Raw genomic sequence first — 14540 nt, 5'->3', positions numbered from 1 at the left:
GGGATGGAACCACGCTATATCGACGATTTTGTGGAAAATCGTTCCATATGTAAACCCAAGGGCCGAGCATAGGCACTAGACATAGGGTGGAGACACCATGGCAGTCAGCCACGCCGCTGCAACGCTCGAAAGGGGTGGTACAGGCCAGGTAAACTGCCAGATCGGCGACGCTTCCTCGCGTGACGCCCTGCCAATCCCGCCGGAGGTTGCGATGACTGACTTTTCCCCGCTGCAGGCCCACGGGCCCATCGCCCCCTTCGACAGCACCGCCTGCGATACGCATCCTCTCGGCGACCACCTCGCTCATTACTTCGCCCATTATGGCCTGGCGGCGCTGATCGATGATCGGGTCGGGCTGCACGTCGGCTACCTGGAAACGCCCCGCTTTCGCCTATGGACCCAGGTGTGGAGCCCACCGCAGGCCATCGGCACCGCCTTCGTGGTCCACGGTTACTTCGATCACCTGGGACTCTATCGCCACCTGCTGGAACGCCTGCTCGAGCACCGTTGGCGCGTGGTCCTGTGGGATCTCCCCGGCCATGGTCTCTCCAGCGGTCGACGCGCCTGCATCGACGACTTCACCGACTATGCCGACTGCCTGCGCGCCCTGCAGCAGCAGCTCGGCGACCGCGAGCTGGCGCCGCGCCCCTGGCTCGGCGTCGGCCAGAGCACCGGCGCGGCGATTCTGGCCACCGATGCCTTGACCCGTGCCGACGATGGCCACTGGTCGGGGCTCGCCCTGCTCGCACCGCTGGTGCGCCCCTGGGGATGGCCTCAGTCGAGCTGGCTGCACCGCCTGGTCGGCCCTTTCGTCAGCTCGGTGCCGCGCAAGTTTCGCGCCAACTCCACCGACCATGACTTCGCCACCTTCCTGCGCGAGCAGGACCCGCTGCAGCCCGATCGCCTATCCATGCACTGGATCAGTGCCATGCGTCGATGGATGCCCCAGCTGCTCGCCCTGCCTCCCAGTCAGTTGCCCACCCTGATTCTGCAGGGCGAGCAAGACCTCACCGTGGACTGGGAGTGGAACCTCTCGGTATTGGGGCACAAGTTCCCCAACGCCTGCATACACCGTCATCCCGAAGCGCGCCACCATCTGGTCAACGAAGCCGAGCCGATTCGCCAGGCACTGTTTGCCGCCCTGGACGATTTCATCGCCCGCTTGGAAACGGAAAGAATGCCATGCTGAAGTCCCTGGTGCCGTTGCTGCTGACGCTGTTCATCCTCAACGGTTGCGCCACTTCGGCCAATCGCATCGAACCGGTACGCCAGGCGCTGCTGGGGCTCGGCAACAGCGCCGCTCAACGAATCGGCGAGATCGACGCACTGCAACCGCTCGAGCAGCAGGTGCTGTTGCTTGCCGCCCCCGAGGTCGACTCGGAGCTGGGCGTGGGCGTCGAGCGCATGCGCGAGAGCCTGACCCGAGCCCTGCTCGGCATCGCTCCCGGCCCTCAGGTTCTCGATTGGCAACCCGGCATGGAAGGCAGCACGGAACCCCACCAGTGGCGACTGAAAAGCCGTCTGGAAGCCGCGGCCCCTCGCCTGAGGCTCTCCGACCGCGAACTCCTGCCTTACCGCCTGACCCTGATGCTGCAGCGCCCCGATGACGACGCAACGCTATGGGAGACGAGCATCGAGGGCGCCTTCGACGCCACGGCGCTGTAGCTCCCTGCTCTCCCAGTCTCAGGCTTGACGAAGCTGCCGGTCCAACTGCCGATAGCCGATCGCCTCCATGAGCTCGTCGCGCTCGGGGTGTGGTTTGCCGCCCAGGTCGGCCAGGGTGAGGGCAACGCGCAGCACCCGATGATAGGCCCGTGCCGAGAGCTTGAGCCGCTCCAGAACGCCGGCCAGCCAGGCGCGATCGGCATTCGACAGGGCACAGGCGACTTCGAGCTCCCGGCCGCCCAGATGGGCGTTCAGGGCGCCGCGAGCGTACTGCCGCTCACGGGCGGCCATCACTCGCGAGCGTACCGTGGCGGAGTCCTCGCCACGCTCGCGGGCGGTGAGCTGCTCCGGGGGCAGCGCCGGTACCTCCACCTGCAGGTCGATGCGGTCGAGCAACGGTCCCGAAAGGCGCGACTGGTAGCGCTGAATCTGCGCTGCCGTGCACTGGCACGCTTGACGCGGATCGCCCAAATGGCCGCAGGGGCAGGGGTTCATGGCCGCTACCAGCTGGAAACGAGCCGGGAAACGCCGCTCGTGACTGGCCCGTGCGATGTGGATCCGTCCTGACTCCATGGGCTCGCGCATCACCTCGAGCACCTGTCGCGAGAACTCCGGCAACTCGTCGAGGAACAGCACGCCGTGGTGGGCCAGGGATATCTCGCCAGGGCGTGGCCAGGAGCCGCCGCCCACCAGGGCCACGGCGCTGGCGGTGTGGTGCGGAGCCCGGAACGGACGCCGTCCCCACTGTTCGGCCAGCGGTAGCCCGCAGACGGAGCGCACCGCCGCCACTTCCAGCGCCTCATCCTCGGTGAGCGGCGGAAGAATGCCGGGCAGGCGGCTCGCCAACATGGTCTTGCCGGTACCGGGCGGGCCTGCGAACAACAGATTGTGCGACCCCGCCGCGGCGATCTCCAGGGCACGGCGTGCCTGGTGCTGGCCGCGCACCTCGGCGAGGTCGCCTTCTCGCCGCTCGGCAACGGGCGGCGTGACGAGACGGTGGGCGGCGATGGGCGTCTGCCCCAGCAGGTGTGCCACCACTTCCAGCAGGTGATCGGCGGGCAGTACCTGCAGGTCACCGGCCAGTGCCGCCTCGTCGGCGTTGTCGCGCGGCACGATCAGCCGGCGGCCCGCCTGGCGAGCGGCCAGCGCCAGCGGCAGCATCCCACTGATCGGGCGCAGCCGGCCATCCAGCGCCAACTCACCGACGCTCTCGATGCCCGACAGCGCCTCCGCCGGAATCTGGCCGGAGGCCACCAGGATGCCCAGGGCAATGGGCAGATCGAAACGCCCGCCGACCTTGGGCAGGTCGGCGGGCGCCAGGTTGAGCACGATCCGGCGGGTATTGGGAAAGTCGAAGCCGGCATTGGTGAGGGCGCTGCGCACCCGTTCGCGGCTCTCCTTGACGGCGGCTTCGGGCAGCCCTACCAGAGTCATGCCGGGCAGGCCGTTGGCCAGATGCACCTCGACGAGCACCTCGGGTGCCTCGAGGCCCAACCCCGCCCTCGTGGCGACGATCGCTAGCGTCATGCGGTCCCTCGCAGTCCGTTTGCCAAGCCTCTAGCTTAGCATCCGCCGGTGACGGTCGCGTGCCGCTACCTCAGCGGCCGGTCTCGCCCGCGCCGGCATCCTCTTCAGGTTGCGCGGCGCTCTCCTTCTCGGCAGGCGGCAATGCCGAGGCATCTGACTGCCGTGCCGCCACCGCCTCTTCGAGGGCGGCGACCTGCTTTTCCAGCGCTTCGACGCGACTGCGGGTGCGCTGCAGCACGTCCATGAGGATGTCGAAATCCTCTCGCGAGACCAGCTCCAGGCGATCGAAGGCGCCACGCACTACCTGCTGCGCAGCCTTCTGGAACTCTTCCGGAGCCTGAGAAGCGCCCTGCAGGCGTTCGCCGAGCTGCTGGGCCAGCCGACTGATGGGATCCTGACTACTCATGGTGTTCTCTCCTGGAACCGCTGATGACTATCCCCACAGGATACGCAAGGCGCAGCAGCCACGCATTCTCCCGTTGCGCGCCATGCTGGAGCATCTGCACCACAGCCCGGCACCAGCCTGGTGCACCTGCCGACGATACCTCCCACCGGAAGCGTGCAAAACATTCCAGACAGGACTTACAAGCCGCTGATCGAAGACCATTTTTTTCGCGACTGGCACGCTCTGCGCATGGACAGGGCATGACATGACCGGTGGACCATGCCACCCCAGCCAGCCGGAGAGATGAGATGAAACTGATCACCGCCATCATCAAGCCGTTCAAGCTCGACGACGTCCGTGAGGCGCTGGCCGACAACGGCGTTCAAGGCATCACCGTGACCGAGGTGAAAGGCTTCGGTCGCCAGAAGGGCCACACCGAGCTCTACCGCGGCGCCGAGTACGTGGTCGATTTCCTGCCCAAGGTGAAGGTCGAGGTGGCCATCGACGACAGCCGCCTGGAAAGCGTGCTCGACGCCATCTGCAGCGCTGCCAACAGCGGCAAGATCGGCGATGGCAAGGTCTTCGTCACGCCGCTGGAGGACGTCATCCGCATTCGCACCGGTGAACGCGGCGCCGATGCCGTTTAAGCCCACCGCTTCCGATACGACGCCGAGGAGAGACTTCCATGAGTGAACTCAGTGAACTGAGCTACGCGCTCGATACCTTCTATTTCCTGGTCTGCGGCATCCTGGTAATGTGGATGGCCGCCGGCTTCTCGATGCTCGAGGCCGGCCTGGTGCGCTCCAAGAACACTGCCGAAATCCTCACCAAGAACATCGCCCTGTTCGCCATCGCCTGCACCATGTACCTGCTGCTGGGCTACTACCTGATGTACTCCAGCAGCGCCGGCGGCTTCTTGCCCAGCTTCGGCTTCCTGCTCGGTGGCGAAAACACCGTGGATGCCGTGACGGCCGGTGGCGATGACGCCCCCTACTACTCCATGCGCGCCGACTTCTTCTTCCAGGTGGTGTTCGTGGCCACGGCCATGTCCATCGTCTCGGGCGCGGTGGCCGAGCGCATGAAGCTGTGGGCCTTCCTGGCCTTTGCCGTGGTGATGACCGGCGTCATCTACCCGGTGTCCGGCTACTGGACATGGGGCGGCGGCTGGCTCGCCGAGGTCGGCTACTCCGACTATGCCGGCTCGGGCATCGTGCACCTGGCCGGTGCCGCCGCGGCACTCGCCGGCGTGCTGGTTCTCGGTCCGCGCAAGGGCAAGTACGGCAAGGACGGCAGCGTCCACGCCATTCCCGGCGCCAACCTGCCGCTGGCCACGCTGGGTACCTTCATCCTGTGGATGGGCTGGTTCGGCTTCAACGGCGGCTCGGAGCTGAAGCTCTCGGACGTCGGCTCGGCCAACAACATGGCCCAGGTGCTGGTCAACACCAACGCCGCCGCCGCCGGCGGGGTGATCCTGGCTCTGATCCTGGCCAAGCTGTGGTTCCGCAAGGCGGACCTGACCATGGCCCTCAACGGCGCCCTGGCCGGCCTGGTGGCCATCACTGCCGATCCGCTGTCGCCTTCCGCCCTGGGCGCCACCCTGATCGGCGGCATCGGCGGCGCTATCGTGGTGGCTTCCATCGTGACGCTCGACAAGCTGAAGATCGACGACCCGGTGGGTGCCATCTCGGTGCACGGCGTGGTCGGCATCTGGGGCGTGCTGGCCGTACCGCTCACCAACGGTAGCGCCGGCTTCGGTGCCCAGGTCATCGGCATCATCGGCATCTTCGCCTGGGTCTTCGGCGCCAGCCTGGTGGTATGGCTGATCCTCAAGGCCATCATGGGCATTCGCGTCAGCGAGGAGGAAGAGTACGAGGGCGTGGATCTCGCCGAGTGCGGCCTGGAGGCCTATCCCGAGTTCAGCGTCGCCAAGATCCATGGCGGCGGAGGCGGCCGCCCGGCAGGCGGCTACGCGGCCCCGGCTCCGGCGGGACAACCGCGCACCGAGTGACTCGACCACCCCATCGACAAGGCTCCCCACGGGGAGCCTTTTTTCTTACCGCCAAGGGCGGTGTATGCTTGAGGCCAACCCGTTTTCGTACCCACTCGGGTTCGCCATCACGAACCCCGACCGACCATGAGGATGCAGACCATGAAACTGGTGACCGCCATCATCAAGCCGTTCAAGCTCGACGACGTTCGCGAGTCACTCTCCGAGATCGGCGTCCAGGGCATCACTGTCACCGAGGTCAAGGGCTTCGGTCGTCAGAAGGGCCATACCGAGCTCTACCGCGGCGCCGAGTACGTGGTCGACTTCCTGCCCAAGGTGAAAGTGGAGATCGCGGTGGACGAGGCCATGGCCGAGAAGGTGATCGACGCCATCACCCAAGTCGCCAATACCGGCAAGATCGGCGACGGCAAGATTTTCGTCACCCCGCTCGAGCAGGTGATTCGCATCCGCACCGGCGAAACTGGCAAGGACGCCGTCTGACAGCTGGAAGCTGGAAGCTGGAAGCTGGAAGCTGGAAGCTGGAAGCTGGAAGCTGGAAGCTGGAAGCTGGAAGCTGGAAGCTGGAAGCTGGAAGCTGGAAGCTGGAAGCTGGAAGCTGGAAGCTGGAAGCTGGAAGCGCAGCATGAATTCGCCACCCGGGGTGTCAAGCCCTTTCTTCCAGCTTCCGGCCGCGTAGCGGTGCTCTTCTAGCGTATCGCTTACTTCTCGACGAAGGCGCGCTCGATGACGTAATCCCCGGGCTCGCCCATGCGCGGCGAGATGGTGAAACCGAGGTCGTCGAGTAGAGCGCTGGTCTCGTCGAGCATGGCCGGGCTGCCGCAGATCATGGCACGATCCTGCTTGGGGTCGAGCGCCGGCAGGCCGGTGTCCGCGGCGAGCTTGCCGCTACGGATATGGTCGGTGAGACGTCCCATGGTACGGAACTCCTCGCGGGTCACGGTGGGATAGTAGACGAGCTTGGCACCGATCTCCTCGCCCAGGTATTCGTGGGCCGGCAGTTCCTTCTCGATGAAGTCGGCATAAGCGAGTTCGCTCACCGTGCGTACGCCATGCACCAGCACCACCTTCTCGAAACGCTCGTAGACTTCCGGATCCTGGATCAGGCTCATGAAGGGCGCCAGGCCGGTGCCGGTGGACAGCAGATAGAGGTTGCGCCCCGGCAGCAGGTCGTCGGTGACCAGCGTACCGGTAGGCTTACGACTGACCATGACCTGATCGCCGACCTGTAGATGCTGCAGACGTGAGGTGAGTGGGCCATCCGGCACCTTGATGCTGAAGAACTCCAGATGATCCTCGTAGTTGGGACTGGCAACGGAGTAGGCGCGCATCAACGGCTTGCCCTCCACCTCGAGGCCGATCATCACGAACTGGCCGTTCTTGAAGCGCAGGCTACGCTCACGAGTGGTGCGGAAGCTGAATAGGGTGTCGTTCCAGTGATGGACGCTCAAGACCTCTTCCAGGGCGAACTTGCTCATGCCGGCTCCTCGATATTCCTTTGGCGAATAAAGCCACCGATTAAGTGTGTCGTGGATTCTAAGAGATCTGCGTTTATCTGTTAATTGAATTGTATGGATATCGTTTATCTATACTATGGATAAACGTTCTGCTCGGAGGGGGCATGCACTTCACTCTGCGCCAACTGGAAGTCTTCGTGGCCGTGGCCCAGCACGAGAGCGTTTCCCACGCCGCACGCGCCCTGGCTCTTTCCCAGTCCGCCACCAGCACGGCGCTGGCCGAACTGGAACGCCAGTTCGACTGCCGCCTGCTCGACCGCATCGGCAAACGCCTCAAGCTCAACGCTCTGGGCTTTCAGTTGCTGCCCAAGGCGGTGGCACTGCTCGACCGCGCCGAGGAAGTCGAGGAGCTGCTGCACGGCCAGCAGGGCATCGGCTCGCTGGATGTGGGCGCCACCCTAACCATCGGCAACTACCTGGCCACCCTACTGATCAGTGACTTCATGCAGCGCCATCCCGGCAGCCGAGTACGTCTTTCGGTGCGCAACACCCGCGCCATCGTCGACAGCGTGCGCCACCATCAGCTCGACCTGGGCCTGATCGAAGGACGCTGCGAGGAGGATGACGTGGTCACCCAGCCCTGGGTGGAAGATGAACTGGCGGTGTTCTGTTCGCCCCGCCACCGGCTCGCCGGACAAGGACCGATAGAGCTCGACCGGCTGCTGCGTGAGGCATGGATCATGCGCGAGCAGGGTTCGGGCACCCGCCTGACCCTAGAGCAGGCGGCTCGTCATCGCCGCGGACGCTTCAACGTATTGCTCGAACTGGAGCACACCGAGGGTATCAAGCGGGCCGTGGAGTCGGGGCTGGGCATCGGTTGCGTATCGAAACTGGCACTGCGCGACGCCTTTCGTCGCGGCAGCCTGGTTCCCATTCCCACCCCGGAGCTGGATCTCAGCCGGCAGTTCGCCTTCATCTGGCACCGCCACAAGTACCTGGCCACCGGCATGCGTGAATTTCTGCGCCTGTGCCGACAGATGACGGACGGCGTGAAGCGCAGCGACGAGATCGATCTGCCGTCCGTACCGTAGAAAAAACGGCCCGACGCGACGCCGCCGGGCCACGGCAAGTGGATCAGCGCAGGTCGCTGACGGCTTGCTGGATATCGGCGAGGCTGGCCTTGGACAGGTCCTTGGCCAGAGTGTGGATGATCAGCTTACGAGAAGGGCCATCGACCTTGTCCCGCAGCAGCCCCAGAAATCGTGGCGGCGCTACCAGAATCAACTTCTCCAGGCTGTTGTCGACCCGTGCCCGGTAGATGCACTCGGCGACCTCCTTGGCGAAGAGTTCGGCATGATGCTGCGTTGCCACGCTCTCTCCCCCCGCCGAACGGGCGTTGGTCGACGTCGACTCGTGCACGTCGCCGCCACGGTCCGTCACCAGGTCGCCCTCGTGCAGGCGCCCTTCGGCGTGCACCAGGCTCTGACGCTCTTCCAGCTTGAGGGCATCGCGCGTGAACACGCGCGCCCGGGCTTGGTCGGCCACCACGATGTACGTTGTCATAGCCACTCCTCGTGCGGGTTGATGGGGAAGCCGGCCAGGCCCGGCGACCGGCTTCATCCTCTTCAACATTGGCAAGGGGGCATCGGGCGGTCAACCGTCATATCACCTTGCGGCGCAGCACGCCGGTGATGGCCTCGCCAAGCAGTACGAGGGTGATGATAGCGATCAGAATGGTAGCGACCGTTGGCCAGGCGAAGGTATCGATGGCGCCCTGCAGGATCACCCCGATGCCACCGGCACCGACCAGGCCCAGCACCGTGGACTCACGGATGTTGATGTCCCAGCGCAGAATGATGATGGCGAAGAATGCCGGCATCACCTGGGGCACCACGGCATAGGCGATCACCTTGGCCTTGCTGGCCCCGGTGGCTTGCATGGCCTCCACCGGCCGGCGGTCGATCTCCTCGATGGCCTCGCCCATCAGCTTGCCGACGAAGCCGATGGAACGGAACATGATGGCGAGTATACCGGCCAGCACCCCGGGACCGAAGATCGCCACGAACAGCAGCGCCCAGATGATGGTGTTGACCGAACGGCTGGCCACCAGGATGAAACGGCCCAGCCACAGGCAGGCCCGATTGGGGGTGGTGTTCTGGGCCGCAATGTAGGAGACCGGCAGGGCCACGAAAATGGTCAGCGCCGTGGCCAGAGTGGCGATGTGCACCGTCTCGAGCAGCGCCGCCACGATCTCGCCGAGACCGCTCGGGTCGGGCGGCCACATGCGTGCACCGAGACTGCCGATCTGATTGGGCGCATCCCACACCCAGGGCCAGAAGATGTCGATGTCGCTGACCGCCCAGTAGAGCACCATCATCGACAGCAGCAGCACGACGTAGCGAATCAGGCGCTGGCGGCCATCGTAGCGCTGCCAGACACGTCCCTGCGCAGCGGACGAATTGTCTACCATATCTGCTTCCTTACCCAACCGCTGACGCCTTCGCTGACCAGGATCACCGCGATGATCACCAGCAGGATGGCGAAAGCGAAGTCGTAGTCATAGCGTCCGAAGGCATTCATCAGGGTGCCCCCGATACCGCCGGCACCGACGATGCCCACTACCGCCGAGGCACGCAGGTTGCTGTCGAGTTGGTACATGGAGAGCCCGACCTGGCGCGGCAGGATCTGCGGAAAGACCGCATAGACCAGGGTGGCGAAATAGCCTGCTCCCGTGGCCTTCATCGCCTCGACCTGTCCCCAGTCGATCTCCTCGATCTCCTCGGCAAGCAGCTTGCCGACGAACCCGATCGAATAGAGAGTCAGCGTCAGGATGCCGGCCAGTGGACCGAAGCCCACCGCAGCCACGAACAGTATCGCCACGATCACCGGATGGAAGCTGCGCGAGACGATGATCACCCCCCGCCCCAGCAGATAGACCGGGCGGGGCGCCAGATTGCGGGCGGCCATCACCGCGAAGGGAATCGAGAGCAGCACCCCGAGCAGCGTGGCCAGAATGGCGATCTGCAGGCTCTCCTTGAAGCCGGTGAAGAGCAGATCGGCGCGATCGAAGCTGGGCGGGAAGCCGCCACCGAAGATTCGTGCAGCGCGCGGCAGGCCTTCGGCGATACGCTCCCAGTTGAATGGCAGGGTGCCGAGTGCCCAGACGAGATAGGCCGCCACCACCAGCCACAGACCGTAGCGCAGCCAGGGATTGGCGATGAACGGCGGCTTGTGCCAGGTTCGCCGCACCGTGGCCGAGGAGGGGGAACTAGAACGAGTCATGCGCCACCCCCCGAGCGCCTTGGCGCGGGCCCGATGCCGGCGTCTCGATCAGCTGGTCGTCGGGCGCCTCGATGCCGCCATAGATGGCATCCAGCGCCTCCTTGGTGAAATCCTCGGGCGCTCCGTCGAAGATCATCTTCCCGTGGCGCAGCCCGACGATGCGTTCCGTATACGCCTTGGCCTGGGCCACGTTGTGGATGTTGATCAGCACCGGCAATGACATTTCGCTGGCCAGGCTCTGCAATAGGCGCATGATCTGCTCGGAGGTGCGCGGATCGAGCGACGCCGTCGGCTCGTCGGCGAGCAGGATCTCCGGTTCCTGCATCAGCGCACGCACCACGCCGACGCGCTGACGCTCGCCGCCGGACAGGGCATCGGCGCGCTTGTTGGCATAATGGGCGATCTCCACCCGCTCGAGCAGGGCGAAGGCACGGTCGATGTCCGCCTGAGGGTAGCGGCGTGTGACCGCCTGGTAGAGATTGACGTAGCCGAGCCGACCGGCCAGCACGTTCTCCATCACCGTGAGCCGGTCGATGAGATTGAAGCCCTGAAAGACCATGCCGATCTTGCGGCGGGCCTGGCGCAGGGCAGCGCCCTTGAGGGTGACGAGCTCGCTGCCGTTGAGCTTGATCGAGCCGGACGTGGGCTCGACCAGCCGATTGATGCAGCGCAGCATCGTGCTCTTGCCGGCACCGGAAGCACCGACGATGGCTACCACGCTATTGCCCTCGACCGTCAGATCGAGGTCTTCGAGGACCGCGGCATCACTGCCATAGCGTTTGGTCAGATTGGAAATTTCTAGCATGGACGTGTCCGGCTGATGCACAAACGAAAAACGACCGGCAGCCGCCATGCAGCGGCTGCCGGCAACGCCACGAGCCCGTCACTCGAGGTTGTCGGGCGTGTACTCGACTCCGTTGGCTTCCTGGATGGTGCGGATGACCTTCCAGTGCTCCTGGTAGTTGATGGGGATGAACTTCTCGACACCATCGAACTCCTCGCCCAGCTCGGTACCGGCGAACTCGAAGGAGAAGAAGGCCTCCTCGATCTTGTCGACCAGGTCGGGATGCAGGTCGTGGGCGTAGGTGTAGGAAGTGGTCGGGAAGCGGTCGGACTCGTAGAGGAGCCGCACGTCATCTGGGTCGTAGAGGTCGCGATCGGCCATGCGCTCGACCACCTCGGAAGCTACCGGCGCGGCATCGTAGTCACGTGCCACCACGCCGAGCATCGACTGATCGTGGCTGCCTGAGTAGACCACCTCGTAGTCCTCGCCGGGCACGATGCCCATCTCGGGAAACAGGGCGCGGGGCGCCTGATTGCCGGAATTGGACGTGGGCGAGGTGTGCGCTACGCGCTTGCCCTCGAGATCCTCCATCTCGTGGATGTCGGAGTCCACGTGGGTGTAGAGCTGCAGGGTGTAGCCGAACTGCCCATCGTCGGAGCCCATCAGCGCGAAGGGCACGGCGCCGGCCAGGTTGACCGCAAAGGGCGTCGGCCCGGTGGAGAAGCCAGCAATGTGCAGGCGTCCGCTGCGCATCGCCTCCACCTGGGCGGAGTTGGACTGCACGGCGAAGAAGCGCACGTCGCGCTCGGTGACCTCTTCGAGGTGATCGATGAAGGGCTGCCAGATATCGGCATAGATGGCCGGATCCTCCACCGGCGTGTAGGCGAAGATCAGTGTATCGGGGTTCGTCCACTGGGATTCATCCTGCGGAGGATCGGCAACCATGTCGCCGTCGCGGTCGCAGTAGATCTCGTCCAGCTTGCCACGCGGACAATCCTCCTGGGCGATTGCCGCCGACGAGAGCAGAAGGGTCAGGGAACACAGCGAAACGCAGGACAGCGCGCCCGGTACGCGCCTGGAAAATGCCGGATGGGAAGTCATGGCGTGCCTCTCGGTCTGTTGTTATTGGATTCGCTCACGTCACGGGCCGACGAAGATGGAGATCTCGACCCGAATCGCTGAGCGGAACCGAACATCAAGGTCGCATGATATGCTCGCATGCGAAAACCTAGTTTCAATCTAGGTAACATGACAATTCCATGTCAAACGGGAGATTTCACGCTGTGACCCAACGCCGCAATCGCTATCTGCTCATGCGCCATGGCCATAGCGAAGCCAATGCACGAGGCGTGATCGTCAGCCATGCACGGCATGGCCTGAATGCCTACGGCCTGTCACCGGAGGGGCACGCCCAGCTCGAACGGCTGGTAGACGACTGGCGTTGGCCCGCTCCCACTCGGCTTTGGCACTCGGACTTCCTGCGCACTGCCGAAACCGCGGCTCGAATCGCTACCCGCTTCGGTCTCACCCCGCACCCGGACCCTCGCCTGCGCGAACGCGACTTCGGCAGTCTGGAAGGTCAGCCCGACGCCCGTTATCCCACGGTCTGGCAGCGGGATGCCCTAGACCCCGACCACTGCGATTTCGGCGTCGAAAGCGTGAGCCGCGTGGCCGAGCGCATGCTCGACGTGCTAAGCGGCCTGGAGCGCGAGTACCATCGGGAAACCGTGCTGCTGGTCAGCCATGGAGACCCGTTGCAGATCCTGCTCACCGCCATCGAAGAGCGACCGTTGACGCAGCACCGTGATCGTCGACCGCTGATGCCGGCAAACGTCATTGCCTTGGCGTAGGCTATGAGTATCATCGAGGCAATGCCCAAGGACGAGCCCTCTCATGCCGGATCCCGTTGCCCCGGATGCGCCCCGCCTGCTCGCTGCCCTGGCTAGCGGAAGCCAAGCCGTCGTGGACGCGCGTTTCTGGGGCGACGGCGTCGACCGCTTGATCGCTGCCCTCGGCAAGGCCAGTGGCGCCAGCCGGGTTTGGATCTTTCAGCTCATCGAACTGCAGGACGAGGCCGTCGTGCAGGACTACGTCTTCGAATGGGCCGCCGAACCACGCTACCGTCAGCTCACCCAGAAGCGCTTTCGCTTCTTCACCACCTTCTTCGACGACCCGATCTACCAGGAAATGGTGGCCGCCCGACAGCGCGGCGAGGCACACGGCTTCGTCGTCGAAGCCATGCCAGCAGGTCCGCTGCGCCGCAATCTCGAGAGCCAGGCCATCCAATCCATGGTCACCGTCCCGATCATGGTCAACGGAACCTGGTGGGGCACGTTGGGCATCGACGACTGCGTGCGCCCCCTCGACTGGCAGGGTACCGGCCTGCAGGCCCTGCGCGTGGCCGCCGAGTTGATCGCCTCGGCCATCTACCGCCAGCAGCTCACCAGCCGGCGTCGGCAGATCGAGCTCTTCCAGCGCGTCACCGACTGCGGCATCTGGGAGGTCGACCCGCAAAGCGGTGCCACCTGGTGTTCCCGCGCGCTGCTGCGCACTCTGGGCTACCCGGACGATTACGCCCGGTTGCCCATACGCCGCCTGCTGGCCCACATCGCCCGAGAAGATCGTCAGCGTCTCTGGCAACGGCTGCGACGCTGCCTATGCAGTACCTCCTGCAGCTGGCGTCTCGATGTGCGCCTGATCACCGAGCGGGGCGAGACGCGCTGGCACGAGATCGTTGCCGAGGTGGTCAGGGGCCCCAGTCAGAACGTACAGAGCCTGGCAGGACTGATCATCGACGTCAGCCAGCGCAAGCAGGGCGAGGAACGTGCCATGGTGGCCGCCGAATACGACGAGCTCACCGGTACGCTGAACCGCCGCGGGCTGTGGCGACACCTCGACGAGACCCTGGTCGACGATCGTGCGCCCCACCACCTCCTGCTGCTCGACATCGACCACTTCAAGCCGGTCAACGACCGGCACGGCCATCCCGCCGGCGATGCCCTGCTGCGCCTGCTGGCCCAGCGACTCGGCGGCGAGCTACGCGCCCATGACGGCCTGGCCCGTCTGGGCGGCGAAGAGTTCGTCATCGTGGTGAGCGGCCTGGCGCAGCCGGAAGTGTTGCAGATCGCCGAACGCCTGCGCACCTGCATCGCCAACGCTCCCTTTCAGCTCGACGCAACACCTGACGACAGCGTGCCGCTGTCGATTCCCATCACCGTCAGTCTGGGCATCGCCAGCCTGCCCCACGGGACGACTCGGCGTCACGGCCATACCCTGGCCATCGCCCAAGCCGACCGAGCGCTCTATGCCGCCAAGGACGGTGGGCGCAATCGGATCGTCGCCTACTGGCAACTGCCCTCCGCGAGCGATGCCGACACGAGCATTGTCGATGCCGCCGACCGCCGGCTCAGTGGCCGCGAATCTGACTGAGTGAGC

At 65.0% G+C, this 14540-nt stretch carries 16 protein-coding genes; 8 read left to right on the top strand and 8 right to left on the bottom strand.

Annotated features, from left to right (window positions below; all coding sequences use genetic code 11):
- Positions 1-211: 211 nt before the first annotated feature.
- Positions 212-1189, top strand: coding sequence for an alpha/beta hydrolase (locus BLP96_RS12685; RefSeq protein ID WP_089686732.1), 978 nt, complete (start codon positions 212-214; stop codon positions 1187-1189).
- Positions 1183-1665, top strand: coding sequence for a hypothetical protein (locus BLP96_RS12680; RefSeq protein ID WP_089686730.1), 483 nt, complete (start codon positions 1183-1185; stop codon positions 1663-1665). Before BLP96_RS12685 ends, BLP96_RS12680 begins: the two co-directional genes overlap by 7 nt.
- A gap of 18 nt (positions 1666-1683) precedes the next feature.
- Here the strand turns inward: BLP96_RS12680 and BLP96_RS12675 are convergent, their stop codons facing one another.
- Together BLP96_RS12675 and BLP96_RS12670 are read right to left on the bottom strand one after the other, a co-directional pair.
- Positions 1684-3192 carry a YifB family Mg chelatase-like AAA ATPase gene (locus tag BLP96_RS12675; protein WP_089686728.1) on the bottom strand — a complete coding sequence of 503 codons (1509 nt, stop codon included), beginning with the start codon at positions 3190-3192 and terminating at the stop codon, positions 1684-1686.
- 70 nt (positions 3193-3262) lie between these two features.
- The gene (locus BLP96_RS12670) at positions 3263-3598 is read right to left on the bottom strand and encodes an accessory factor UbiK family protein (protein WP_089686726.1); all 336 of its coding nucleotides are present in this window, start codon (positions 3596-3598) and stop codon (positions 3263-3265) included.
- Positions 3599-3885: 287 nt separating this feature from the next.
- Here BLP96_RS12670 and BLP96_RS12665 point away from each other — a divergent pair, with 287 nt between their 5' ends.
- The 3 genes from BLP96_RS12665 to glnK all read left to right on the top strand — a co-directional run bounded on the left by BLP96_RS12665 (position 3886) and on the right by glnK (position 6065).
- Positions 3886-4224, top strand: coding sequence for a P-II family nitrogen regulator (locus BLP96_RS12665; RefSeq protein ID WP_089686724.1), 339 nt, complete (start codon positions 3886-3888; stop codon positions 4222-4224).
- A gap of 38 nt (positions 4225-4262) precedes the next feature.
- On the top strand, positions 4263-5585 hold the full coding sequence (locus BLP96_RS12660; RefSeq protein ID WP_089686722.1) for an ammonium transporter: 1323 nt from the start codon (positions 4263-4265) through the stop codon (positions 5583-5585).
- 141 nt (positions 5586-5726) lie between these two features.
- Positions 5727-6065, top strand: a complete 339-nt coding sequence (gene glnK, locus BLP96_RS12655) for a P-II family nitrogen regulator (protein ID WP_089686720.1) — start codon at positions 5727-5729, stop codon at positions 6063-6065.
- Between the two features lie 218 nt (positions 6066-6283).
- Here glnK and BLP96_RS12650 read toward each other — a convergent pair whose 3' ends face one another.
- Positions 6284-7060, bottom strand: a complete 777-nt coding sequence (locus tag BLP96_RS12650; RefSeq protein WP_089686718.1) for a ferredoxin--NADP reductase — start codon at positions 7058-7060, stop codon at positions 6284-6286.
- A 143-nt stretch (positions 7061-7203) separates the two neighbouring features.
- Here BLP96_RS12650 and BLP96_RS12645 point away from each other — a divergent pair, with 143 nt between their 5' ends.
- Positions 7204-8130, top strand: a complete 927-nt coding sequence (locus BLP96_RS12645; RefSeq protein ID WP_089686716.1) for a LysR family transcriptional regulator — start codon at positions 7204-7206, stop codon at positions 8128-8130.
- Between the two features lie 43 nt (positions 8131-8173).
- On the opposite strand, the gene BLP96_RS12640 is transcribed toward BLP96_RS12645, so the two are convergent.
- The 5 genes from BLP96_RS12640 to phnD all read right to left on the bottom strand — a co-directional run bounded on the left by BLP96_RS12640 (position 8174) and on the right by phnD (position 12206).
- Positions 8174-8602 (bottom strand): host attachment protein, encoded by a 429-nt coding sequence (locus tag BLP96_RS12640; protein WP_089686714.1) that lies wholly within the window; start codon positions 8600-8602, stop codon positions 8174-8176.
- A gap of 97 nt (positions 8603-8699) precedes the next feature.
- On the bottom strand, positions 8700-9509 hold the full coding sequence (phnE, locus tag BLP96_RS12635) for a phosphonate ABC transporter, permease protein PhnE (RefSeq protein ID WP_089686712.1): 810 nt from the start codon (positions 9507-9509) through the stop codon (positions 8700-8702).
- Complete coding sequence (gene phnE / locus BLP96_RS12630; RefSeq protein WP_089686711.1) at positions 9503-10321, bottom strand: phosphonate ABC transporter, permease protein PhnE; 819 nt, start codon at positions 10319-10321, stop codon at positions 9503-9505. Before phnE (BLP96_RS12630) ends, phnE (BLP96_RS12635) begins: the two co-directional genes overlap by 7 nt.
- On the bottom strand, positions 10308-11126 hold the full coding sequence (gene phnC, locus BLP96_RS12625; RefSeq protein ID WP_089686709.1) for a phosphonate ABC transporter ATP-binding protein: 819 nt from the start codon (positions 11124-11126) through the stop codon (positions 10308-10310). The genes phnE (BLP96_RS12630) and phnC overlap by 14 nt, the downstream gene beginning before the upstream one ends.
- Before the next feature lie 78 nt (positions 11127-11204).
- A complete protein-coding gene (phnD, locus tag BLP96_RS12620; protein WP_089686708.1) occupies positions 11205-12206 on the bottom strand; it encodes a phosphate/phosphite/phosphonate ABC transporter substrate-binding protein in 1002 nt (333 codons plus the stop codon).
- A 182-nt stretch (positions 12207-12388) separates the two neighbouring features.
- Here phnD and BLP96_RS12615 point away from each other — a divergent pair, with 182 nt between their 5' ends.
- Both BLP96_RS12615 and BLP96_RS12610 read left to right on the top strand, forming a co-directional pair.
- Positions 12389-12955: a histidine phosphatase family protein gene (locus tag BLP96_RS12615; protein ID WP_340147973.1), complete on the top strand. Its 567-nt coding sequence runs from the start codon at positions 12389-12391 to the stop codon at positions 12953-12955.
- A gap of 43 nt (positions 12956-12998) precedes the next feature.
- Complete coding sequence (locus BLP96_RS12610; protein WP_089686706.1) at positions 12999-14534, top strand: sensor domain-containing diguanylate cyclase; 1536 nt, start codon at positions 12999-13001, stop codon at positions 14532-14534.
- The last annotated feature ends 6 nt before the right edge of the window (positions 14535-14540 follow it).

Origin of the sequence: Billgrantia gudaonensis, assembly GCF_900100195.1 — a bacterium.
Lineage (GTDB): Bacteria > Pseudomonadota > Gammaproteobacteria > Pseudomonadales > Halomonadaceae > Halomonas > Halomonas gudaonensis.
The sequence above is the reverse complement of the archived record's forward strand: the minus strand, read 5'-3'. Positions and strand labels throughout refer to the sequence as shown.